The 23,254-nt window shown below is 56.2% G+C and carries 25 protein-coding genes and 1 riboswitch; of the genes, 20 read left to right on the top strand and 5 right to left on the bottom strand.

Annotated elements, in window-relative coordinates:
• The 4 genes from H8E27_06085 to hemL form a co-directional block, all read left to right on the top strand.
• Positions 1 to 529, top strand: a 529-nt coding sequence (locus tag H8E27_06085; protein ID MBC8325177.1) for a hypothetical protein, incomplete at its 5' end; no start/stop codon positions are given.
• Between the two features lie 233 nt (positions 530 to 762).
• The gene (locus H8E27_06080; GenBank protein ID MBC8325176.1) at positions 763 to 1,272 is read left to right on the top strand and encodes a DUF192 domain-containing protein; all 510 of its coding nucleotides are present in this window, start codon (positions 763 to 765) and stop codon (positions 1,270 to 1,272) included.
• A gap of 14 nt (positions 1,273 to 1,286) precedes the next feature.
• Entirely contained in the window at positions 1,287 to 2,915 is a 1,629-nt protein-coding gene (locus H8E27_06075) for an NAD+ synthase (protein ID MBC8325175.1), read from the top strand.
• Positions 2,916 to 3,041: 126 nt separating this feature from the next.
• On the top strand, positions 3,042 to 4,328 hold the full coding sequence (gene hemL / locus H8E27_06070; protein MBC8325174.1) for a glutamate-1-semialdehyde 2,1-aminomutase: 1,287 nt from the start codon (positions 3,042 to 3,044) through the stop codon (positions 4,326 to 4,328).
• 361 nt (positions 4,329 to 4,689) lie between these two features.
• Here hemL and H8E27_06065 read toward each other — a convergent pair whose 3' ends face one another.
• Together H8E27_06065 and H8E27_06060 are read right to left on the bottom strand one after the other, a co-directional pair.
• A complete protein-coding gene (locus tag H8E27_06065; protein MBC8325173.1) occupies positions 4,690 to 5,550 on the bottom strand; it encodes a hypothetical protein in 861 nt (286 codons plus the stop codon).
• Complete coding sequence (locus tag H8E27_06060; GenBank protein MBC8325172.1) at positions 5,547 to 6,188, bottom strand: GIY-YIG nuclease family protein; 642 nt, start codon at positions 6,186 to 6,188, stop codon at positions 5,547 to 5,549. Before H8E27_06060 ends, H8E27_06065 begins: the two co-directional genes overlap by 4 nt.
• A gap of 140 nt (positions 6,189 to 6,328) precedes the next feature.
• On the opposite strand from H8E27_06060, the gene ruvX reads away from it, so the two are divergent.
• The 9 genes from ruvX (at position 6,329) to H8E27_06015 (ending at position 13,918) form a co-directional block, all read left to right on the top strand.
• Positions 6,329 to 6,706: a Holliday junction resolvase RuvX gene (ruvX, locus tag H8E27_06055; protein MBC8325171.1), complete on the top strand. Its 378-nt coding sequence runs from the start codon at positions 6,329 to 6,331 to the stop codon at positions 6,704 to 6,706.
• On the top strand, positions 6,703 to 7,449 hold the full coding sequence (gene truA / locus H8E27_06050; protein ID MBC8325170.1) for a tRNA pseudouridine(38-40) synthase TruA: 747 nt from the start codon (positions 6,703 to 6,705) through the stop codon (positions 7,447 to 7,449). The genes ruvX and truA overlap by 4 nt, the downstream gene beginning before the upstream one ends.
• 112 nt (positions 7,450 to 7,561) lie before the next feature.
• Positions 7,562 to 8,032, top strand: coding sequence for a tRNA (cytidine(34)-2'-O)-methyltransferase (locus H8E27_06045; GenBank protein ID MBC8325169.1), 471 nt, complete (start codon positions 7,562 to 7,564; stop codon positions 8,030 to 8,032).
• Between the two features lie 64 nt (positions 8,033 to 8,096).
• Positions 8,097 to 8,212, top strand: a riboswitch (SAM riboswitch).
• Positions 8,213 to 8,300: 88 nt separating this feature from the next.
• Positions 8,301 to 9,560, top strand: a complete 1,260-nt coding sequence (locus tag H8E27_06040) for a threonine synthase (GenBank protein ID MBC8325168.1) — start codon at positions 8,301 to 8,303, stop codon at positions 9,558 to 9,560.
• 13 nt (positions 9,561 to 9,573) lie between these two features.
• Entirely contained in the window at positions 9,574 to 9,849 is a 276-nt protein-coding gene (locus tag H8E27_06035) for a MoaD/ThiS family protein (GenBank protein MBC8325167.1), read from the top strand.
• 3 nt (positions 9,850 to 9,852) lie between these two features.
• The gene (locus H8E27_06030; GenBank protein ID MBC8325166.1) at positions 9,853 to 10,164 is read left to right on the top strand and encodes a ferredoxin; all 312 of its coding nucleotides are present in this window, start codon (positions 9,853 to 9,855) and stop codon (positions 10,162 to 10,164) included.
• 9 nt (positions 10,165 to 10,173) lie between these two features.
• Positions 10,174 to 10,632 (top strand): GNAT family N-acetyltransferase, encoded by a 459-nt coding sequence (locus H8E27_06025; GenBank protein MBC8325165.1) that lies wholly within the window; start codon positions 10,174 to 10,176, stop codon positions 10,630 to 10,632.
• 16 nt (positions 10,633 to 10,648) lie between these two features.
• Positions 10,649 to 12,160: a DUF4339 domain-containing protein gene (locus tag H8E27_06020; protein MBC8325164.1), complete on the top strand. Its 1,512-nt coding sequence runs from the start codon at positions 10,649 to 10,651 to the stop codon at positions 12,158 to 12,160.
• 63 nt (positions 12,161 to 12,223) lie between these two features.
• A complete protein-coding gene (locus H8E27_06015) occupies positions 12,224 to 13,918 on the top strand; it encodes a glutamine--tRNA ligase/YqeY domain fusion protein (GenBank protein ID MBC8325163.1) in 1,695 nt (564 codons plus the stop codon).
• 24 nt (positions 13,919 to 13,942) lie between these two features.
• Here H8E27_06015 and H8E27_06010 read toward each other — a convergent pair whose 3' ends face one another.
• Together H8E27_06010 and H8E27_06005 are read right to left on the bottom strand one after the other, a co-directional pair.
• Positions 13,943 to 15,349 carry a M81 family metallopeptidase gene (locus tag H8E27_06010; GenBank protein MBC8325162.1) on the bottom strand — a complete coding sequence of 469 codons (1,407 nt, stop codon included), beginning with the start codon at positions 15,347 to 15,349 and terminating at the stop codon, positions 13,943 to 13,945.
• Positions 15,350 to 15,372: 23 nt separating this feature from the next.
• Positions 15,373 to 16,020: an RraA family protein gene (locus tag H8E27_06005; GenBank protein ID MBC8325161.1), complete on the bottom strand. Its 648-nt coding sequence runs from the start codon at positions 16,018 to 16,020 to the stop codon at positions 15,373 to 15,375.
• 79 nt (positions 16,021 to 16,099) lie between these two features.
• On the opposite strand from H8E27_06005, the gene H8E27_06000 reads away from it, so the two are divergent.
• The 7 genes from H8E27_06000 to H8E27_05970 all read left to right on the top strand — a co-directional run bounded on the left by H8E27_06000 (position 16,100) and on the right by H8E27_05970 (position 22,014).
• A complete protein-coding gene (locus H8E27_06000; GenBank protein ID MBC8325160.1) occupies positions 16,100 to 16,396 on the top strand; it encodes a hypothetical protein in 297 nt (98 codons plus the stop codon).
• 2 nt (positions 16,397 to 16,398) lie between these two features.
• The gene (locus H8E27_05995) at positions 16,399 to 18,327 is read left to right on the top strand and encodes a hypothetical protein (GenBank protein MBC8325159.1); all 1,929 of its coding nucleotides are present in this window, start codon (positions 16,399 to 16,401) and stop codon (positions 18,325 to 18,327) included.
• Positions 18,328 to 18,337: 10 nt separating this feature from the next.
• The gene (locus H8E27_05990) at positions 18,338 to 19,423 is read left to right on the top strand and encodes a hypothetical protein (protein ID MBC8325158.1); all 1,086 of its coding nucleotides are present in this window, start codon (positions 18,338 to 18,340) and stop codon (positions 19,421 to 19,423) included.
• 36 nt (positions 19,424 to 19,459) lie between these two features.
• Positions 19,460 to 19,732, top strand: a complete 273-nt coding sequence (locus H8E27_05985; protein MBC8325157.1) for a hypothetical protein — start codon at positions 19,460 to 19,462, stop codon at positions 19,730 to 19,732.
• Positions 19,732 to 19,944 carry a type II secretion system protein gene (locus tag H8E27_05980; protein ID MBC8325156.1) on the top strand — a complete coding sequence of 71 codons (213 nt, stop codon included), beginning with the start codon at positions 19,732 to 19,734 and terminating at the stop codon, positions 19,942 to 19,944. The genes H8E27_05985 and H8E27_05980 overlap by 1 nt, the downstream gene beginning before the upstream one ends.
• Before the next feature lie 65 nt (positions 19,945 to 20,009).
• Entirely contained in the window at positions 20,010 to 21,497 is a 1,488-nt protein-coding gene (locus H8E27_05975) for an SEL1-like repeat protein (protein MBC8325155.1), read from the top strand.
• Positions 21,487 to 22,014, top strand: coding sequence for a sel1 repeat family protein (locus H8E27_05970; GenBank protein ID MBC8325154.1), 528 nt, complete (start codon positions 21,487 to 21,489; stop codon positions 22,012 to 22,014). The genes H8E27_05975 and H8E27_05970 overlap by 11 nt, the downstream gene beginning before the upstream one ends.
• Positions 22,015 to 22,023: 9 nt before the next feature.
• Here the strand turns inward: H8E27_05970 and H8E27_05965 are convergent.
• A partial coding sequence (locus tag H8E27_05965) for an SEL1-like repeat protein (GenBank protein ID MBC8325153.1) occupies positions 22,024 to 23,254 on the bottom strand: 1,231 nt, incomplete at its 5' end.

Here is a 23,254-nt window from a genome sequence, read left to right as displayed (position 1 = left end):
TCCCGCGCGATGGGATTTTAATTACAGCTACCCCCACGTGTTCGAAACCAATGCGGTGAAGTACATCATCAAAACCAATAACGTGCGCCCCTTCACCGAATGGCAAAAATCGCCGCTCACTTATTGGGGTCCCATCACCAACGGCGTGGTGGGGGAGGTTGTTTATCACTTTCCCTTTACCCGCCCTGTGCGTCGCGCCTACCTTCGATGCACAGTGAACACTTGGGATTTCTCCGGCAGCACCGCCGGCATCGGACGCGGCGCGGCCGCCATCGGCATCTCCACCAACGGCACGGACTGGATCGCGCTCCGCAACGGTCTCGAACCGGAACCGCTTTGGGGCACTGATGGTTTTGTAAATGACGAATTGCCAACGGCCCTAATGGGAGCCACCCATTATTTCATCCGCGTGCGAATGCTCAAAGAAGGCGGCATCAATAGCGACTACACTCCCGTCCAACACAGCCGTATGAGCAAGGTGCCGGGGGATAAAGGGTTTGAGTTCAAGGCGGAGTTGGGGGAGGAATAATGTAGCTTGGACCGGTGGCCCGGGCTACAAAAAACCGAGGAAGCCCCAATGCCCGATGTCCAAGGCCCAAGGAATGTCCAAATCCCAATAACCAAACTCACGCCGCCGCTTGGGCATTGCTCATTGGGTCTTCCTTGGGTTTTGGTCATTGGGGCTTCCTTGGGTTTTGGTCATTGGGGCTTCCTTGGACATTGATCATTGGAAATTTCTATAAAACCCCTCATCCTCCCCGCGTGCGGATTTTTCTTTTAACTATTTCATTTGCCTTGGGTTGCACGCAGCAACCTCCGGCGGCTAAACCTTTGCCGGCGTCCGCGCCGCCTTTTGCCGCCGACATCACCGCGGCTCAGCCAAAGCTGGCGACAATCCAGCTTTTTGTGGGCGCGGTGAAAATGGAGGCGGAACAGGCGATGACGGAACGGCAAATCAAAACGGGAATGATGTTCCGCAAAACGATGGGCGAAAATTCGGGGATGATTTTTGTTTTCAAACAGCCCAAACAGCAGGGGTTTTGGATGAAAAATTGTTTTGTCCCGATGAGCGCCGCGTACATCGATCCGCAAGGGCGCATCAATGAAATCGTAAAACTCGAGCCGCAGAACACCAACAGCGTGATGTCCAAAAGTTTTCAAATCCAATACGTGCTCGAAGCCCCGCGCGGGTGGTTCAAAAAAAACGGCATCAGCCCCGGGGTGACGATTATGACGCCGAAGGGGACGCTGCCGCAGACGTATTTTCCCTGAGTGAGTTAAGGCTGATGAAGATTGCTCTCGCGCAAATTAATAGCATTGTCGGCGATTTTGCCGGGAATACAGCGCGGCTGCGGGAAGCGTGCAAACGCGGCGCGGCGGCGGGCGCAGAGATTGTGCTCGCGCCGGAATTGGCCATCACCGGATATCCGCCGCGCGATCTGCTGCTGAAGAGTGGCTTCATCGAAAGCAATCTCGCGGCGTTGGAAGACCTCGCCGGCACCGTTGGCGACACGGGGTTGGTGGTGGGGCACGTGGGATTGAATGCCGATCAGCCGGGGCGTCCGGCGACCAATGCGGTTTCGCTTTTGCATCGCGGCAAAGTGGCGGCCACGCGCACGAAAAGCTTGTTGCCCACTTACGATGTGTTCGATGAGGCGCGTTACTTTGAGCCGGCCACAGAAAATGCGCCGGTGGAGGTCAACGGTCATTCGCTGGGGCTCACGGTGTGCGAGGATGTTTGGAATGATGAAGATTTTTGGTGCGACCGTCGGTATCGCAGCAATCCGGTGGAAGCCTTGGTGGAGCAGGGCGCGGAACTGATTTTGAATGTATCCGCCTCACCGTGGCATCTGGGCAAACACCGCACGCGCGTGGAAATGCTCTCCAGCCTCGCCGCCAAAATCGAGCACCCATTGCTCTATTGCAATTCAGTGGGTGGCAATGACGAATTAATTTTTGACGGCGGCAGTCTCGCCCTGAACGCTGCAGGCAAGCCCATCGCGCAGGGGGAATTTTTCGCGGAAGATTTGGTGATAGTCGACACGGAGGCTTCCCCCATCGAAACCGCCTCGCCCGATGATGAGGCGTTGCTGTACGATGCGTTGGTGTTGGGGGTGCGCGATTACCTAGGCAAATGCGGCTTTCGCAGCGCGGTGATTGGCCTGAGCGGCGGGATTGATTCCGCGGTCACCGCCGCCATCGCGGTGGCCGCGTTGGGGCAAGAAAACGTGCGCGGCGTGGCGTTGCCGTCACAGTATTCTTCCGCGGGCAGTCTGGATGATGCGAAGGCGCTGGCCGAAAATCTGGGCATTCAATACGACGTCGTGCCCATCGAGACCGGTTTTGAAGTGGCCAAACAAAGCCTCGCGCCAATCTTCGGCGATTTGCCCGAAGATGTGACGGAAGAAAATATGCAAGCTCGCTTGCGGGGATTATTGCTGATGGCAATGAGCAATAAATTCGGCTCGCTGGTTTTGACCACCGGCAACAAAAGCGAACTTGCCGTGGGTTACTGCACGCTCTACGGCGATATGTGCGGCGGATTGGCGGTCATCAGCGATGTGCCCAAAACGATGGTGTATCGCCTCGCCCGCTGGATGAATCGCAATGGCGAAGGCGACGTGATTCCAGAATCCACCATCGAAAAGCCGCCGAGCGCCGAATTGCGGCCCGATCAAAAAGATGAGGACTCGCTGCCGCCTTACGATGTGCTCGACGCCATCCTCGAGCGATACGTGGTGGAAGGCCAATCGGCGGAAGAAATCATTGCCGCCGATTTTGATGCCGACACCGTGCGCCGCATCGCCCGCCTCATTGATCTCAACGAATACAAACGCCGCCAAGCCGCGCCGGGCCTGAAGGTTACGAGCAAGGCGTTTGGCGTCGGGCGCCGCATACCGGTGGCCCGGGAATGAGCAAATTCCAATGACCAAGTCCCAAGGAAAGCTCAAAAACAATCTGGCGATTGAGGTTTGGGCATTGGCATTTCCTTGTGATTTGGGTTTTGGACATGGGTCATTTTCCTTTATGCTTCGCCGCCGATGATTTCTCACGCCAAATCCGAACAACTCTTTGCCGAATCACTCAACCACATTCCCGGCGGCGTGAATTCGCCGGTGCGGGCGTTTCGTGGAGTCGGCGGGCAACCGTTCTTTGCCGAACGCGCCGCGGGCTCGCATGTGTGGGATGTGGACGGGAATGACTACATTGACTACGTAGGCACTTGGGGCCCGGCGATTTTAGGGCACGCGCATCCGGCCATTGTCCAGGCAGTCCAGGCGGCAGCCGAGCGCGGCACGAGCTTTGGTATCCCAAGCGAAGCGGAAGTGCGCATGGCGCAGTTAGTGAAAGACTGCGTGCCGAGCGTTGAGAAGGTGCGCATGGTCAATTCGGGGACCGAAGCGTGCATGAGCGCCATCCGCGTAGCGCGCGGGTTTACCGATCGGCCGAAGATCATCAAGTTCGATGGGTGCTATCATGGCCATGCTGATTCGTTGCTGGTGAAGGCCGGTTCCGGCGCGTTAACCTGTGGTAATCCCGACAGCGGCGGAGTGCCCGCGGAATTTACCGCGCACACGATCGTGTTGCCGTTTAATGATCGGGACGCCGTGGAGCAGGCTTTTGCGGCGAATGAAGGTCAGGTGGCGGGCATCATTCTCGAGCCCGTGCCGGGCAATGCCGGCGTGTATCTGCCGCGTGAGGGCTATCTGGAATTTCTGCGCGAGATCACTGCGGCCAACGACAGTCTCTTGATTTTTGATGAAGTGATGACCGGTTTTCGCGTGAGCTTGGGCGGGGCGCAGGAACGGTTTGGCATCACGCCGGATCTCAGCTGCTTCGGTAAAATCATCGGCGGCGGTCTGCCGGTCGGCGCCTTTGGTGGACGCGCGGAGGTGATGGATGTGCTGGCTCCCGATGGCCCGGTATATCAGGCGGGCACGCTGAGCGGCAACCCGCTGGCCATGGCCGCAGGGTTGGCGGCTTTGGAGGAATTGAAAACCGGCGCGGCCCACGAGCGGCTGGAAACCATGGGCGCCCGGCTGGAGGCGGGCCTGAACGCCGCCGCCGAGCGGGCAGGCATCCCGGTGATCACCCAACGCGCCGGCTCCATGAGCTGCCTGTTCTTTGCCGAGCAACCGGTACACAATTTGGCCGAAGCCATGCAGTCCGATCGCGAGCGGTTCAAACAATATTTTCACGGCATGCTGGCCGAGGGCGTGTACCTCGCCCCCAGCGCTTTCGAAGCCAGTTTTCTTTCCAACGCCCACACCGCGGCGGACATCGACGCCACCATCACCGCCGCCGAGAAAGTGATGGCGACACTTTAATTTGGTTTTCTCGTGGAAATGCGGAGAAACGATTTATAAAAACTTTTGCGACCTAAGATACCCGTTGGTGAGTAATTTTGTTTGCGAGAATGTTGCAAAATCATTTTGATGGCGGTGTTTCTTCCGATTCTTGGTAAGTCCTCTTTCGTTGCGTTACTAACATTTCTAAATTTGGTATCTCAGAGAAATCTCCAGACAAAAAACTGCCTAGGTGATTTCGTGCGGAAATGGCATGCGCGTTTATGTAGTGCCCCCGGTTAAGTCAAACCTCTCTCTTAAAAAGCGTTGACTTAACCGGGGGCAGTATACCGAACATACAATTCGAATTTGAGGTTATTCTGTTTTGCATGACCCAAGGAGTTTATTTATTGCTAATTAACTCGTAGATACGTTCTCGAGTGTGGGAGTAGTGACGTCGGTTTTGGAACGCGGTGTCATTTAAGTTTTTCTGCCGAAGCAGCGGTGATAGATCGCCATCAAGAATATTCGTTGATTCATAAAAAACGACGGACTCTAGGTTGTTTAGAGCTTCAATTGGCTTTAAAGAGTCAATGTGGCCGTTATTAGGAATGAATAGCTTTTGGAGATTGGGGAGGTTGCCAACGGGGTCGATTGAGTGAATTTTCCGACACGTATGCACCGTGAGATTCTTCAGTTTTTTTAATGATTCAATCCCCTGCAAGCTCGAGAGTTTTCTAAAGTCAGCCAACTGAAGAATGGATAGTTTTTTCAGTGCATTTATCCCATTCAGAGACTTGATCGTTGAGCCTCGAAGGTCTAAAGCCTCAAGTTGGGTCAGGGAGTGGAAATTCAGAAAATCTTCTGCACGGTAATTTGTGATGAATAGTTTTTTAAGTGTTGCGCATTGAAACAATGATTTGCAATTCGGACGCCATGATGTCAGGGAACAATTCTCCAAGTGCGGAAAGTTGGAAAAGTCAATACCTGTGCTGCAATATGAGTTAACATCTAAACTTCGTAGGTTGTGAAGATTGTGGACAGGATCGAGTGAAGGAAGTTTTAACAAAATAATGGACAAGTACTTGAGCCCGGGGAATCCATTCAGAAACGCCAAGTCAACGCCGTGAAATCCTTTGGCATGATTTAACTCAATTCCTTGGCAGGTATGGTGACGGAAGATGTCAGCCAAGCTCGGTTCCCAACTCGTTCGCGGTGAGGCAATTGGGCCGAATTCCCCGTTTTCTATGGTTAAATTGGTCACGGCTCAACCTCAGGAAGTATATGTTTCCGATTCTTTCCGATGGGGTTTCTTTTGTATTCAAGATTTTTAATACCTCCAAGCTCGTTAATCCTCAATTGTTCCTGAATTTCACTTGCTGTTTTGCCGCCGGACAATTCCATAATTTCCACCCGTGAATTTGGTGAAAGTTTTCCCGATGATTCATGTTGTTTCAACCGTTTTGGGATGTTGCCAGACTGACCAACATATTTCTTTCCAGATGTTCCCGTAAATTCATAAATACCTTCTGTTTTCTTTTTGAATAAGTCATCAGCCCTTTTTAAGGTGTCCAAGTCAGCTTTCGTCAATACAGCTAAAGGACCCGTGGCTTTAAGAATGCCTTTCGCGGCATCGACCCCCTTGCCTGCATCACCTCCGGGGACCCAGGCAACCAAGGCTAATCCCAATTGGCCTTTGCCTTCATATCCCAACAGCTCAGCCAGCATGAGCCGGACTTCGTAGGCATCATTGGGGGACGCGTAGGCTTCAAAAATCAGTTCATTGACTGTATCTCGATACTCTTGCGAGCCAGAATCACCCTCCTGAGACAATTGCGCCGCTGCGGGTATGGTGAAGATCCAAGTGAGAAGTATAAAAAATAGCAGGCAGAAGCGCTTCACAGGAAACAAATAGAGCAGAGAATTGAAGGTGGCAAGTCTTAGCGGCTCAAAGTGCGACAACACACGGCTGGACAGTCTCCGGTCGAGACTCCATAAGTGCGCGCGTGAAGTTGTTGGCGATTGATCACGGGACAAAGCGCATGGGCATTGCGGCGAGCGATGCGCTGGGGATGATGGCGCATCCGCTGGAGTGTATTCCGGCCGAACCGTTCAATGCGTTTTTGAAGCGGCTGAAGGAAATCTTGGCCGAACGTGAAACCGAACAGATTGTGGTGGGCATGCCGCATAACATGGACGGCAGCGTTGGACCGCAGGCGTTGAAGGTGCAGGATTTTGTGGGGGTGCTGAAAAAGTCCGTGACCGTACCGATCGTGACTTGGGATGAGCGGTTGACGAGTGTGATGGCGGAGGATCGTTTGCGTGAGGCAGGCGTGAATGCGCGGGAAGCGAAGAAGAAAGTGGACGCTTCGGCGGCAGCAATTTTGCTGCAGGATTACATGGATAGCTTTGCCGGATGAAACGCTTCAAGCTCACGATCGCCTATGATGGCGCGGCCTATTACGGCTGGCAGGTGCAGCCCCGGCAGGTGACGGTGCAGCAGCGGGTGGAGGAATCGGTGCAGCAGTTGTTTCCATCGGTGAAACGCGTGCACAGTTCCAGTCGCACGGATACGGGCGTGCATGCGCAGGGAATGGTGGTGCATGTGGATTTACCGTTAGAGGAACGGCCGATGGATGGGCATCAGCTGCGCCGGGCGTTGAACGCCTTTTTGCCGCCGGACATCCGCGTGATGAAGGCGGTTCGGGCGCGAGCGGATTTTCATGCGCGCTTTGATGCGAAGGGCAAGCAGTACCGCTACTGTATTTGGAACGGGCCGGCTATGAACCCGCTGCTCAACGGCCGCGCATGGCATCTGCCGGGCGAGTTGGATGTGGTGCGGATGAAGGCGGCGGCGAAATTGTTTGTGGGCCGGAAAGATTTTAAATCGTTTGCCACTACCCGCGAATATGAAATGGAAACCACCGTGCGCCGCGTGACGCAATGCGAGGTGCGCCGGCGCGGTCCGGAGCTGGGCGTGTGGATCGCGGGCGAAGGCTTTTTGTACAAGATGTGCCGCGGGATCGTCGGCACGCTGGTGCAGGTGGGGCAGGGGAAGCTGACGCAAAAGGACCTCCGCCAAATCTTTCGTGACCGCGATCGCCGCGTCGCCGGCATGAACGCCCCGGCCTGCGGGTTGACGTTGGTGAAGGTGGTTTATTAAATCCCAAGAACCAAATCCCAATGACCAAGGAATGCCTAAATCTCAATGACCCAATTGGGGTTTGGGCATCGGTCATTCCTTGGGGTTTGGATCTTGGGTCTTGGATATTTTCATGAACATCGTCCTCCTCGAACCTGAAATCCCACCCAACACGGGCAATGTGGCGCGCTTGTGTGCGGCGACTCATTCCCGGTTGCACTTGATCGGGCCGCTGGGGTTTCGGTTGGGCGACCGCGAATTGAAGCGGGCGGGGATGGATTACTGGCAGCAGGTGGATTGGCGTCTGTGGGAGGACTGGGCGAGCTTCACGGCGGAACAGCCGTCCACGGCCCGGTATTGGCTGGTGGAGCAGGGCGGGGCAACGCGGTACGACGAGGCGACATTTGGCCCGGAGGATTATTTGGTGTTCGGCCGAGAAACCGCGGGGCTACCGCGGGCTTTGCTGGAGGCGCATGCGGATTCGTGGTTGCGGATTCCGATGTTCAACGCCGAAGCGCGTTCGCTGAATCTGGCCAATTGCGTTTCGCTGGTGTTATACGAAGCCTTGCGGCAGCAGGGGTTTGCAGGGGAACTGGGTGAGTGACGCGGATTTGGGGTTGACCTGCCCAGCGTTTCCCCTATGTTTCCCCCGCTCCCTAAACGGGGGGCGCTCATAAAGAGTGACGGAGGGACTGGCCCGATGATGTCACGGCAACCGGTTGAGACAGCGCGTTTCAATGACCAGGTGCCAAATCCAGCCGGCGCAAGCCGGGAAAGATGAGCCCTGGCGCAAACGCAATTTACGCCCGCTCATCGTTACGAGCGGGCTTTTTTTGTCCTCTCCTGACGAGCAACCCTGAACGAAATAGAAGATGGCAGAACAACAAGGTTACATGAAGGCACTGCGCTGTCGCGAGTGCGGGCAGGAATATCCGCTCGAAGCGCGGCACGTGTGCGAATTCGATTTCGGCCCACTGGAAGTGGTGTACGACTACGAGGCCGCCAAGGGCAAACTGACGCGTGAAGCGATTGAAAAACGCCCGCACAGCATGTGGCGTTACGCCGAGTTGTTGCCGGTGGCCGGGGAACCGACCGTCGGCCGCGAGGTGGGCTTCACGCCCTTGATCAAGGCGGATCGGCTGGCGAAACGGCTGGGCATTCGCGAGCTATGGATCAAGAACGATGCGGTGAATTACCCGACCCTGTCCTTCAAGGATCGCGTGGTGAGCGTTGCCTTGAGCCGAGCGCGTGAGATGGGTTTTGAAGTGGTGGCGTGCGCCTCCACGGGCAACCTTGCCAACAGCGTCGCGGCCAACGCAGCGGCCGCTGGGTTGACGGCGTTTGTGTTTATCCCGAACGACCTCGAGAAGGGCAAGGTGGTGAACTCGCTGATTTACGATGCCAACGTGATCGGCATCAAGGGCCATTACGACGAGGTGAACCGGCTCTGTGCGGAGATCGCCGGCAAATACAATTGGGCGTTTGTAAACGTCAACATGCGGCCCTATTACGCGGAAGGCTCCAAGAGCCAGGGCTTTGAGATTGTGGAACAGCTTGGCTGGAAGATCCCGCGCCACACAGTGGTGCCGATGGCGTCCGGCTCGTTGCTCACCAAGATTCATAAGAGCTACCAGGAGGCCGTAAAGGTGGGACTGGTGGATGAGACCGAGTACAGCGTGCACGGCGCGCAGGCCACTGGTTGTTCACCGATCAGTAAGGCCTACAAGGAAGGTCAGGATTTCTTCAAGCCCGTGAAACCCGACACCATCGCCAAGAGTCTGGCGATCGGCACGCCGGCTGATGGGTTCTATGCGCTGAAAGTTTTTCAGGAAACCGGCGCGGCTTCCGATGACGTGACCGATGACGAGATCCGCGAGGGTATCAAGCTGTTGGCCGAGACCGAAGGTATTTTTGCCGAGACCGCCGGCGGCGTGACCGTGGGCGTGGCCAAGAAACTCATTGCCAGCGGCGCCATCCCCGCCGATGATTCCGCCGTGCTGTGCATCACCGGCAACGGGCTCAAGACGCTCGACGCCGTGGAGAATCACGCGGGCCAAGCTCGCGACATTGCCCCCAGCCTGCGCGAGTTTGACGCGTTGCTGGATGGCGATAAAACCTTAACCGCAAACTAAAGCAAACTAATTTATGCCAATTCAAATTCGCATTCCCACCCCGCTGCGCAAGCTCACCCACGACGAGGAAACCGTGGAGACCAGCGCCGAAACCGTTGGCGACGCCATCGCCGATTTGGAAAGCCGCTATCCCGGCATTCAGGAACGGCTGCTCGATGACGAAGGTCAGGTGCGCCGTTTTGTTAATGTGTATGTCAATGAAGAGGACATTCGTTTTCTGCAGGAAAAAGACACACCCCTCAAAGACGGTGACGAAGTGAGCATCATTCCCGCTATCGCCGGCGGTTAAATTATGGCTGCAAAAAAGAAAAAGCCGGCGAAGAAAAAAGTCGCAAAAAAGAAGGCTGCGAAAAAGCCCGAGCAAGGTCGCCTGCGGTTGTGGTTGATGTATCCGCCCAAGCACATCACCTCGCCGGTGATTTGTGAATTGGTGACGCGCTTCGGGTTGCTGGTGAATCTGCGGCAAGCGGAAGTGCGTGATGAGATCGGCATTGTGTGTCTCGAACTCGAAGGTCCGCGGGATGATTTGAAAAAGGCCGCCCGCTGGCTCGAGCGCAAAGATATCAAAGTGGAGCCGGTGGAAATCAGCATCATCGAAAGTTGAGGCACGGCGATGGCGATGGCGGAGGCGTTCACATTCGACTGGGACGTGTCGCCGGAATCCATCGCCGAAGTGCGCCGCCGCACATTGTATCCCTTCAAACCCGCCGGTGCGGAAACCGACGCCGAGATGGCGGGAAATCCCACCACCGTTTTTGGTGCGGCATTACAAGCGGGCAAACCGATCGGTTGCATCGCGGTGCTGGACGAGCCCAGGCACGACTGTCCTTTGCGGGTTCGCTGGCTGGGCGTGGATGATGCCGTGCGCAATCGCGGCATTGGCGCCCGACTGGTGCAGGGGACTCAAGTGTATGCGGCCGCGCGTCAGCTTGGGCTTTGGGCGGACGTTCGGGTGAAAGCGATTCCGGTTTATGAACGACTGGGCTTTGAGCCTCACGGTGATTTTTTTGAACTACCGGAGATCGGCCGACATCGCGTGATGCGCTGGTGGCCCGATGGACTCCGTCCTTGAATGCGTACCTCCTTTCGTGTTTTCTTCAGTACGAATTGAGCGGCAATTGCGCAAGGCGATGATGATTCATATTTCCAGAGACGGCGAACAGTTCGGCCCGTACAGCCCCGAGCAGGTGCAGGAGTATCTTGCCGCAGGCCAGTTGTTGCCCACGGATATGGCCTGGTACGAGGGGGCAGCGGATTGGGTGCCGGTCACTGAAGTGGTGGGGGGCGCGACTGCGATGCCAAGTTCGGGCGTGGCATGTCCGACTTGCGGCGCGGCGATGGACGCGGATCAAGTGGTCTGCCTCGGATGCGGTCAAAATATCGATGAATCCCAGCTATCCGAGGAAGAAGCTGCTGCAAATCTGGCCGCCGCGATGGCGCATAAACCGCTGGAGATTCCTCCACCCTACACCTACGAAGATGAAACGGCTGAGCGTTCCGGGGCGGTAAATTCTATCGGGTGGACCCTGTTGACGGCCTGCCTGCTACCGGTCTTTGGAGGGTCGGAATGGAACATCGTTTGGATTAATTTTTGGAAACTGGCTGACTGGCAAATGATGTTCGATATCCTCGCCCCCGGGGTGTTGGGCATCACCTGCATCATTCTTGCATCCGCGGTGCACGGGCGGGCACGGGGAGTTACCCTCTTGGTTTTGATGCTCACCATTTTTGGCTTGGGATTGGCGGAAGAGAAAGTCGGCACACTCAAATTGCCGGTGCCGATCGACACGACTCCGGCAGTGAGTACTGATCCCAATACAGACGGCGAAAACAGCCGCGAATCCACCGCCGATGAAGTTGCGCCCGGCGTGCCAAGAGCTACGTTTGAAAAACAGGACAAAAATATTTTCTATGAAAAACTAAATTTCGAACCCGGCGAACACCCTATGTTAGTGGGATTGTTTATAGTGGGTTGGGTGGGCGTGGTTTTCGGGGGCAAGTTGCGGCTGTATCGGCCAGATAGTAAAGCGTCGTGGGTGATCGGGATGGTGGGCGGCGGGGCGGCGATTTTATTTTGGTTCATGCCTTCCGGCGGCGGTATGATGCTCACTACGATGACCGATGCTCTGAGCAGCAATCTTTATTTGGGCGTCGGATTGCTGCTCATGTTTATTTTGATGATTGGAGCTGCGGTGTGTTGCTTTATCAATACCCGTCGCATCCGGCCCAGCCTGATGAAAAAATATTCCAATCTCGCTGTGAGTTGTATGGTTGCGGGGGTGATGTTTTCGTTGATACCCGCGTGGGGGAAGGTGATGTACGATGAAACAAAAATCAATCACAGCAAATCCAAGGTGCGGTACGATAAAGTAAAGGGTTCGCTCGAAACAGCTTGGACCGGCCAACAAACCGCCCAAAACGAAGCCAAGCTGGCCAAAGTAGAAAAACCCACCAACGCAGTCATCAATGCCATTTGCGGGTGGATGCTCTCCGGGGTGAAATATCTGGCGTGGATTGGAGGATTGCTGATTGTGCTGCCGTTGTCATTGGTAGAAATTGCTTGTGGCCTGCGCGAGCCCGACTCCGCGGAGTTTGTCTGATAACATTTCCTGATCAGGCAAAACAGTTGACGCGCGTCCGCATTTGCCCGAAACAAACCGCCCATGAATAACGCCGAAGGCAGGGAACCGTTGAAAGATTTTATCCGCGACCGCGTGGTGGCGGATGTCGCGTCGGGGACGTATCCCGGAGTGGTCACGCGTTTTCCGCCGGAGCCCAATGGTTATTTGCACCTTGGCCACGCGAAATCCATTTGCCTGAACTTCGGGATCGCGTTGGAAAACAACGGTGTGTGCAACCTGCGCTTTGATGACACGAACCCGGCCAAGGAAGACACCGAATTTGTAGAATCCATCTCCGAGGATGTGCGCTGGCTGATTGAGGGCTGGGCGGATTCGGTGATTTCAAAGGAGACATTTTTTGCCTCCAGTTATTTCGAGCAGCTCCACGAATACGCCGTGCAATTGATCCGCGACGGCAACGCGTACGTTTGCGATCTTTCGCTTGAAGAATGGGAATCCTATCGCGGCGCGCCCGAGCAGCCCGGCAAGGAAAGCCCCCATCGCAATCGCAGTGTGGAAGAGAATCTCGATTTGTTTTCCCGCATGCGGGCGGGTGAGTTTGCCGATGGCGAAAAAACCCTGCGCGCCAAGATCGATATGGCCTCGCCGAATTTGCATTTGCGCGATCCCGTGATTTACCGCATCCGCCACGAGGCGCATCATCAGGCCGGCGAGGCGTGGTGCATTTATCCGATGTACGATTTCACGCATTGTCTTTCGGATAGTATTGAGGGCATTTCGCATTCCATCTGCACGCTTGAATTTGAAGTGCACCGGCCGCTGTACGATTGGGTGCTCGACCAACTGCCCGTGCCGCAGCCGCGCCCGCATCAGCACGAGTTTTCGCGCCTGAATCCCACTTATATGGTGATGAGCAAACGCAAGCTGCGGCAGCTCGTGGAGGAAAATCACGTGAACGGCTGGGATGACCCGCGGATGCCTACCCTCGCAGGCTATCGAAGACGCGGCTTCACGGCAGCCTCCATTCGTAATTTTTGTCAGGGCGTGGGCGTCACCAAATTCAAAGGCGTAACCGATGTGGGGCTGTTGGAAAACGCCATTCGCGAAGAGCTCAATAAGTCCGCCGAACGTCGCTGTGCCGTGCTTGATCCGCTGGAAGTGTTGATTGATAATTATCCCGAAGGTGAATCTGAGGAACTTGAAGCGGTCAACAACCCCGAAGATGAAAGCGCTGGCAAACGCGCGTTGCCCTTCGGCCGGCGGCTTTTCATCGAGCGCGCCGATTTCATGGAAGACCCGCCTAAGAAATTTTTCCGGCTTGGGCTCGGTCGCGAAGTACGGTTGCGCTACGCCTATTTTATCACCTGTCAAAGCGTGGAAAAAGACGCCGCCGGAAATACCCTGCGCATCCATTGCACGTACGACCCCGAAACGCGCGGCGGCAGCGCACCCGACGGACGTAAAGTGAAAGGCACCCTTCACTGGGTCAGCGCCGATCACGCCGTGGATGCTGAAGTGCGCCTTTACGACCGCCTTTTCACCGAAGCCGAACCCGAAGCGGAAGGCAATTTTCTTGATTGCCTCAATCCTGATTCACTGAAAACCATCACCGCCAAACTCGAGCCTTCGCTCGCCGAATTCTCAGCGGGCCAACGCGTCCAGTTCGAACGGCTCGGTTATTTTACGCCCGACCCCAAGGACAGTGCGCCGAATCAACCCGTCTTCAACCGCATCGTCGCCCTTCGCGACAGTTGGGTGAGGCAGTCAAAAAATTAGTTTTTTGCCTCACCCAGAGACGCGTCACCGCGTGAGAAATTGATACGGTAACCGCCCCAAATCACTGCTGCACGGCCCCGGGGTGTCGACGGTGAAACTACGCGTCGCAATCGGATCGTACGCCGCGCGATGAGCGACGGCGGCTTTGACAACGATCACATTTTGCGTTGCCGGCTCCACGCCCTGGCTTCGCCATTGGCCGAGATCGAAGGGGGCGGTTTTGTTCGAGGTCAGCAAAATTGTGACACCCGCGTGCCGCACCACGGCGCATGCGCCCATGTCAAAAAAATCACCGCACATTGAGGCGAGATGGCTCTGTTTATTTTCCAATTCAAATCGGCCATCGCTCCGCGAAATAAATTCCACGTTCAGCTCAATGGGCCCTTCATCAAACTGGCTTCCTTTGCCGCCGAGCGGGAGGGTGCGTTTGCCATTGATGCGCAAATCTGAAAGAGCGCGCACCGCCTCGGGGTCATTGAGGCACACGGTTGCGTTTTCGGTGTGATATGAAACCAACGCGCGCAGGCAGCCGGTGCCGTCGCCCGGGGCACCGCCGCCGATGTTGTCACTGGGTTCCACCAATACGGTTAGGCCATTGGCGGGTTTGCAAATTTCGGGCATCACGGTTTCGATTGGTGGATCCAGTTGAGTGCCGTGTTCTTTCAATTCCAGTGCGAGGGATTCGAGTTCGTTAAGTGCAGCGGTCGCTCCGGTCGGGCTGATGGTTTGGATGCTGACGCCGGTATCGGGCGTGTCGGCAAAAGCGAACCCGGCGGCGATGTTGATGGCCCAGATGTTGCCGCCTTCCAATTCACGCGCGCGTTGTTCGAGTGAGCGCATTGGGTCGTCGCCGGTTCCGGTGCCGGTGGGCGGCCAGATGATGGGGAGTTGGCGCAGTTGGATTTTTGGAAGTTTGCCGGATTCAAAATGTTGTGCCAACAGTTGGGCGGCGCGCACGGCGCTTGCGCGGGCGTCGGTGTGCGGGTTTTCGCGATAGGCGATGAGGCAGTCGGCGTGTTGGGCCATGGGCCGGGAGAAATTTGCGTGTAAATCGTATACGCCGAAAATTGGTTTTTGGTTTGCGCGGGGAAGGCTGCGGATGCGTTTAAGGAGTTCGCCTTCAACGTCGGGGTAGGATTCGCACACCATGGCGCCGTGCAGGACGAGGAAGATGGCATCGCATTCGGGTTGCCAGCGGGCCTTAAATTCGGCCCACCAAATCTCCAGCACGTCATCATTTACCGTGCCGCTGGGGGTGGCGCGGGCATCAAGGGTAGGGATGATTTGCCAGTGTTGTTTTTGGGCAAATTCGAGTGCGCCACCCAGCGGGGAGGCATCGCCGGTGCATTCGACCATGGCGTCGCCGACGCGGAATTGGAAATCGGCCAGCGAAGTGGCATCGTCCACGAAGGTGTGTGTCTCGTGGAACAGTCCGGCGATGAGGATTTGTTTGTTCAAAGAATCCCGTGTTTGGCGAAGGCTTCGGTGACGGGCATTCCGTTGGCGAGATCTTCGCGCACGGAGTTTTCGCCGGCCATTTTTTCTTGCGAGAGGCGGAGGGTTTGTTCGAGCGCTTCACTGGGAATAATGACCACACCATCGACGTCGCCGATCACGTAATCACCGTTTTTGATGTGGACGCCATCGATGGTGATGGGCTCGCCAATGGCGGTGACATCGATGCGGCCTTTGCTGTCGGCGGGGGTGACGCCAATGGCAAATACGGGGAAATCCATTTTTTCGAGTGCCCAAAGGTCGCGAGTGCAGGTGCTCATCACGGTGCCGCGCACGCCTTTGGCAAGGCAGGCGGTTGAGAGCAGTTCGCCCCAGAACGAGCAATCTCGGTTATTGCCGCCATCCACGACGAGCACATCGCCGGTTTGGGCGGTGTCGATGGCGGTCATCTCCAGTTTGTAGGGTTCGGCGGGGATGGAATCTACGGGTTCAGCTTGAACGGTGAAGACGCGGCCACACACGTGTCGAGTGGCGGTGGTTGCACGGAGATGGGTGCCGAGGGTTTGTTTGCGATGGCCGAGGTGATCGAGCACATCGGCGACGACGGCGGTGTACAGTTTTTCCAGTATCGGGATGGGGTCGCTCATGCGCGAAGTGTGTCTCGCCTCGGCGCACGGGCAAAGTTTTTTCGTTGCGTCTGGGTTGGAATGCGCGAATCGTCTGCGGATGGCTGATGCAAATCAATGCGCGGACACGGGCGCCTCGTTTCGCCAATGTTTGCTGGAATTGAAATGGATGGTTGGGACGTGGGTTGTTTTTTTCGTATGGGTAATTGGTTATTCTAAGGTGGCGGGTTATGCGGCGGCGGAAACGGCGGAGGTGCAAATGGTGTTGGGCATTCCGCGTTGGGTGTTTTTCGGCTGGCTGATTCCTCTGCTGGCGGCCAATGCGTTCACGCTTTGGTTTTGTCTGTTTAAAATGCGGGATGAACCGATGGAGGAATTGCCGGAGGACATGCAATGATAATGGCGGCCTCGGCGGGAACGGGAAGCAATGCGGCGTTGGTGAGTTTTTGTGTGTACACCTTAATCGTGTTTGCCCTGGCGTGGTTGGCGGGACGCAAGCGGGAGGGAAAGTCGTTCATGAACGAATATTTCCTCGGCAGCCGCAATCTGGGGATGTGGGCATTCGCGCTCACGTATGCGGCGACGAGCGCGTCGGGCGGAAGTTTCATGGGGTTTCCAGCGAAAATTTACACGTACGGCTGGGTGATGGCGTTGTGGATTGGGGGATACATCGTCGTACCGCTGGTGGCGATGGGATTAATTTCCAAACGGCTCAATCAGGTAGCGCGCAAGTCGGGCAGTATCACGGTACCGGAGATGATGCGCAAACGGCTGGGCAGTCCGACGGTGGGACAGGTGGCGACGGTGTTGCTGGTGTTTTTCCAATTCTTTTTTCTGTTGGCCCAGTTCAAGGCGGGCGCGAAAATTATGACGACGTTGCTGGGCGATGTCAGCGTGTTCATTGCTGCGAAGGATGCGATCGAGACGGCTCTTCAACCAGTGCCGTGGCTCGGTGGCAGTGGAGTGGATGGCGCGTATTATTTGTGTTTGGGGGTATTTGCCGTGTCGGTGGTGGCGTACACGGCGTGGGGTGGTTTTCGGGCGGTGGTGTGGACGGATGTGATGCAGGGAATGGTGATGCTGGTGGGGGTGGTGATTTTGCTGGGGCTGGCGCTCACGCAAGTGGGCGGCTTAGCGAATGCAACGCGGGAGGTCGCCAAAATGGTGCCGCCGGAGGATGGCGTGCTGCGAATGGAGGTGAGCGAAACAACTAAGCTAACGCAGGGCACTTGGTTTAAATTAGAAAACGGAGGCGGGGTGAACTATTTTCGGGTGAAAAAGGACACGGAAGTTTCGCCGGAATCTGCAGGTGGTGAAAGTGAAGTGAAGGTCATTTGCCTGCCGCGACCCACGCGTGAGGAGTCGAAAGCGATCGAGCGTCAATTGGCGCAGCAAACTGTGGCGGTCACTTCTTTTGTTTACCAAAAAAAATCAGAGTACAAATACGGCGCAGGCAAACAGGGCGTGTATGTCAGCGCGCCGGGGCCTTCGTCGATGGAGGCGCAGGGGTTTCTGCCGGTGATGATGGCGATGTGTTTCTTCGCGTTCTGGCCGTTCGCGGGTTCGGGGCAGCCGAGCTACATGGCGCGGCAAATGGCGTTCAAGGACACCGTGACGTTGAGGCGGTCAATGGTGTTTGTGATGGTTTATTTCTCGCTGATTTATTTTCCGCTCATCATTGTTTTTACTTGCAGCCGTGTGCTTCTGCCGGGATGGGAGATTGACTCGGATCGGATCATGCCGGAGATGGCGATGCTGCTCACTTCCAACGCCGGCGCGCCGTGGCTGGCGGGGCTGTTACTGGCAGCGCCTTTTGCAGCGGTGATGAGTAGTGTGGATAGTTTCCTGCTGCTATTTTCATCCACAATAACGCGCGATGTGTATCAGCAAAAAAACCCGGACGCCACCGAGGCCAAGTTAAAAAAAGTGAGCTACGCGGTGACCATCATTATGGGCGTGCTGGCGGTGGTGGCGATGCTCAAGCCGCCGCAATTTTTGCAGGATCTCATTGTGTTCGGCTCCGGCGGATTGGCGGCGAGTTTTCTGATGCCGGTGGTGTTGATGCTTTATTGGCCGCGCCTTACTCCGGTGGCCGCGGTGGCAGGGATGGTTTCGGGTGGGTTCACGATTGGGGTAATTTATTTGGTTGGGTTTTTTGTGAACGGTAAATTCGGGGAAATCAATTTACTCGGTCTCCATCCTTTTATTTGGGCGGTGGCGGTTTCGGCGTTGGTGAGTGTAATGGGGGTTCGTTTTTCGCGCCCAACAGATCCCGCTTTGGTGGAGAAATATTTTGGCAAGGTTGATGGGGAAGGGGAAATCGGATAGATTGAAGGAGATGCGTTTGTTGCGAATAGGGATTGTTTGCGCGCTGCTGCTTCCGGCCGCGGAGGCGGCGGATTCCGTGGTGTGGCACCCCAAGGCGCGTACGTTTGACATGAATGTGCGGGCGATGGGGCTGGAGCGATTGCTGGGAGTCATCAAGGCGGAAACCGGCTGGGAAGTGCTGGTGGAGCCGGGATTGAAGGGGCGTGTGGAAGCGAAGTTTCGCAATAAACCGGCGGCAGATGCCATGCGGTTTTTGCTGGGGGACAAACGGTTTTCGCTCGTGCCACGCACCAAAGGCGGCACGCGGTTGATGGTTTATGAAAGCACCCTGCGCGGCGCCACGCAACAGGTCGAGGCGGCTATGCTTGCCTATGAGGCGGAGCCATTGCAGCCGGGCGAGGATGATGGCCGGCCGCTCACGCTCAAGATAAAGGTGCATCATCTCAGGAGCAATTATGCCTCCATTAATGCGGATTCCAATCTCACCAACATTCGCCCCTTGATCGCGGGAGTGAATGAAATGTGGAAAACGGCCAATATTCGTTTTGTGGCCGATCGCCCATTGCCCCTGCGCGTGGCGGATCGCGGTGCGGAAAAAGACTTCGCGGAGTTGTTCAAGCCTGGCGTTTCCGCCACGGCGGTGGCGCAATTGCAATCGCGTATCCTCCACAAAATGCTGCCGGATTTGCCCGACCGCGGGAAGGTGTTTCACATCGTGGTGATTTACACTATGCCGCGCGCGTACGGCGCGGTTTATTTGCCGGCCAAAGGAATGGTGCTGATGCCGCAGGTAAAATTCGCCGCGTTGGTGGATGCCGATGGGGTTTGGAAAGACGGCTCGCCAGTGTTTTTTGCGCAGTCAAATATTCTCGCGCACGAGATGGGCCATTCCCTTTCGTTGCCGCACGTGGCGACGCAGGGGAACCTAATGATTGATGGCAAGCTGCGTGAAGGCGCCGGAGTGGGGCCGGGGAGTAACCTTTCGGCCAAGCAAATTATCGCCGCGAGGCGACAGGCATTCACCGGCGGGCCGTACGTGCCGGGCATCAATCCAAAACCAAACCCCCTTCAGAAACCCAAACTGCCGGAGGATTGATTCCTGTCCCAGCCGGTGTTACCTTCGCGCCACGTTATGGACGATCCGTTATTGCAGGCACTCAGTGAATCGGGCGATGACCTCATCGTCGCGTTAAAATCCGTGGCACGCACCGAGGTATGCGTGGTGGTCACTCAAGGCGTGCTGGTGGGACTCAACCTTGATGGCTCCAAAATTACCGACGGCGGCCTTGAGAAACTGGCGGGGCAGGATCAATTGCGTTGGGTGGGGCTTGCGGGCACCGGCGTTTCGCCGGAGGGCGCGGCTGCCCTGCGTGAACGGCTGCCCAATTGCAATGTGCTCTATTAATGAACCATCGAGGCATTAAAATGCTCCGCGCATTTTCACTTGTGGAAATGTTAGTGGTGATTGTGATCATCGGCATTTTGCTCGCATTCATGTTGCCGGTGTTTGCCAAGGCGATTGACAAGGCTCGAAAAGTTGGACGGCCGGTGGACGCCGCCGACCCCAGCCGGGGCATCCTCGGCCCCTCCTCGGTGCGGCCCGAGGATTTGGACTAAGCGGGCTGTTTTTCAGAGTGGTTTTCAGCGGAGTTTTTTGTTAGTTTCCGCACCCTTAACGAACTATGGCTGCGTATTACGTCCAGAAAGATGGTGGGCATTTCGGCCCGCTTTCGCGTGATGAACTGCAACAGTACATCGTTGCCGGTGTGTTGTCGGTAGAGGATTGGGCGATTGAGGAAGGAAAGGATGCGTGGGTTCCATTGGGCACTTATGTGCAAATGCCGGACGGGCCAACCGCCACTGTAGACTCCTCCATTACGCCCGATGCCCCGGTTGAGCCGGGTGATGATCCCAACCTTCAAACAGCCGAATCTTCCGGCCGCGGGATGGCGGTGACGGGCGTGGTGTTGTTGTTGATGGCCGGCGGCGCGTTTGGGGGGTGGCAAATATGGGGTGGGAAACCGACTCCGCCAGTGAATTTGCAAAAGGAAATTATTGTCAGCGTGATCAGCCCCGAAGATCTTCCACAGCCTCCCCCACCGCCGAAAATCGAACCTTTGCCCACCAATAATCTTCCGGCGGCCGTTGCTGAAGAGTTGATTTTTATTTCCCCGGAAAATCTTGAGCCCCTTCAAGCCCTTGCCGCTGGCGGTGATGCGGAGGCGATGCTGGATTTGGCCCGCCGTCACGAAACGGGGTGGGGCGTGCGATGGGATCCCGCCAAAGCCTTTGAACTGGCCGAACGTGCCGCCAAGGCAAACGAACCGCGCGCGCGTGTGTTATTGGCGTTTTATTGCGTGAGTCATTTTGGAACCAATCGCGTGGATTTAAAACGCGCCTCGGATCTGGAGGAAACCGGCATTGAAAATGGCGCGTTGACGCAGGTGCGAAAAATGGCCGCCGACGGGGATGCGGCCTCACTGACCATTCTTGGTTTGCGCAACAAACCCCGCCGAGGGGTTCACGGTCACCCCCGATTTTCCGGCAATCCAGAACTTGCGTATCGGCAGTTCAGGCTGGCGGCGGATCAGGGTGATGTGCAGGCGCAATATTGGGTGGGGATGATGGAAGCAAAGGGTGTGGGCACCGGAAAAAATATCGAACGGGCCGCCAGCTGGATCGCTGCCGCTGCCGAACAGGGGCAGGCACTTAGTATTTCTCTACTTGGGATGATGCGGATTCAACAACTCGGGATGCCGGAAAATCCGGACGAAGGGGTTCGCCTCATTCGTGAAGCGGCGGAGATGGGGATGCCCAAGGCCCGCTATCGTTTGGGTTATATGTATCTCAAAGGCAACCATCTTGCTCCGGACATTCAACAAGCCTGCATTTGGTTTTTGTTGGCCTACGAAGGCACAGGTTTGGCGCGGCCTTATTTGGAAAAATTGCGTGAAGAAATGGATCCTGCTGATTACGACCAAGCCCTAGCCGAAGCTGCCAAAATAGATGAAACATTCACGGACCCGGGACTGCCCGCGCCAGATCCAAATCAACCGCCCAAAGCACCGTTTATCGAAAAGCCCACCCAGCCCGGAGTTGCCACTTTGCCGCCGAAGGAACCGCCGGAGACTGAAAATATCCCGCCCTCCCCATCGAATCGTGAGCCATAAATCGATTTACCTCAGCCTGATTCTGTGTGGGGTAGCCTGCGCGGAAAAGGAGAAAACGCTCGAGCAATTGGCCGAAGAGGGGGATCCAGTTGCTCAATATGAAATGGGGCGCCAGTATTATTATGGCGATCAGGGCCGGTCCCGGGATTTTTTAGTGGCATACCAGTGGTTTGTGCGTGCAGCGATGGCGGGCGGTACCGGTGCGCAAAACACACTCGGAGTGATGCTGCAAAACGGGGAGGGCGTGGGGGCAGATTTAAATCGCGCGCGGGAATGGTACGAACTCGCTGCGAACGTCGGTCACCCGCAGGCACAAAGCAACCTCGGTCATTTGTATGCGATGGGCATCGGGGTGGAAAAAAACATTGTGAAGGCGTACCAATGGTTTGCGCTTTCCGCCGAGGCGGGAGATTCACAGGGCCGAAAAAATTTGGCAATTGTGAAACGCTTTATCTCCCCGGAGGAATTGGAAGCCGCAAAAGCGCGCGTCACGGAGTGGCACGCGCAGCACCGTTGAGGGGCGGGGTTATTCCAGACGGCCCTTTTCCAGCGGCGGCACTTCTTCAATCACCGGCACGGGCCGGTATTCTCGCGCTAGTCGCACGGCTTCCGTGCGCTGGGCTTCGGTGATCTCCTTTTCCAACAGGGTGCGCAACTCTTTGGTCTTTAAATGCCCCAAATGGGCAGCCAGCAAAACCCATTTATAGGACTGCACCAGATCCCGTTCCCCCAGCCGGCCGGTGCCGTGTAAAATAGAAAGCTGCAGTTGGGCCACCGTCAGCCCTTGTTGCGCCGCGCGTTCATACCATTTGGCGGCCTGAGGGAAATCCTGGCTAACGCCCTCGCCGAGTTCGTACATTTCGCCCAGTGTCGATTGCGCGTATCCATTGCCCGCGTTGGCGGCGCGTTGGATCCAGTCCGCGGCGGTGATTAGATCCCGCTTTACACCGCGGCCTTCACGAAAAAGAATGCCAAGATTATACATACTCATCGAGTACCCATTTTCCGCTGCGCGCGCGTAGTATTTGAGTGCCAACGGAAAATTACGCGGCACGAGCCGGCCTTGTTCATGCAGCCACGCCAATGCGTGCATTGAGAGGAGGTTGCCTTTTTCCATCGCAAATTCATAATGCTTGAGTGCCAGTTGCACGTTGCGTTTAACGCCGATTCCTTTTTCGTGAATCAGCCCCAGATTGTGGTGCGCGTGTGAATTTCCCTGTGCCGCGGATTTGCGGAACCACCGAATGGCCTCCTGTGGCTGAGCGTTGCCGCCCAATCCGTCGCGCATCAGCCGCCCTAAATTATTCTGTGCCATAGATTGGCCGGGCAGGGTTTTGCCAGATGTAAAATCTTTGCGATCGCGTGCCGAGCGTTCGTAATAGTGGCGAGCTTTTACAAAATCACGATTCACCCCATTGCCGCGTTCGTACATCCAGCCGAGATTGTTCTGGGCATGTTCGTTGCCGTGCGCGGCGGCCATCTGAAATAATTGTACTGCCGTCCGATAATCTTTAATCACGCCACGGCCATCACGATACAGGCAGCCGAGATTGTTTTGAGCCATCGAAATATCGCCGCGTTCAGCAGCCACGCGGTAGAGGCGGGCGGCTTCGGAGGGGTCGGCTTTCACGCCAAAGCCAGTGTCATAACGCCAGCCCAGCTGCATCATCGCCATATACTCGCCCGCCTGAACACGGGCTTCGAGATTTTGCAGCGGCGTATCACTTAGCCGCCGAATAGCCTCATAATCGCCCTTC

It is taken from the genome of Limisphaerales bacterium (assembly GCA_014382585.1).
Taxonomy (GTDB): Bacteria; Verrucomicrobiota; Verrucomicrobiia; order Limisphaerales; family UBA1100; genus JACNJL01.
Note: the sequence above shows the minus strand (reverse complement) of the source record. Positions and strands in the feature narration are given on the sequence as shown.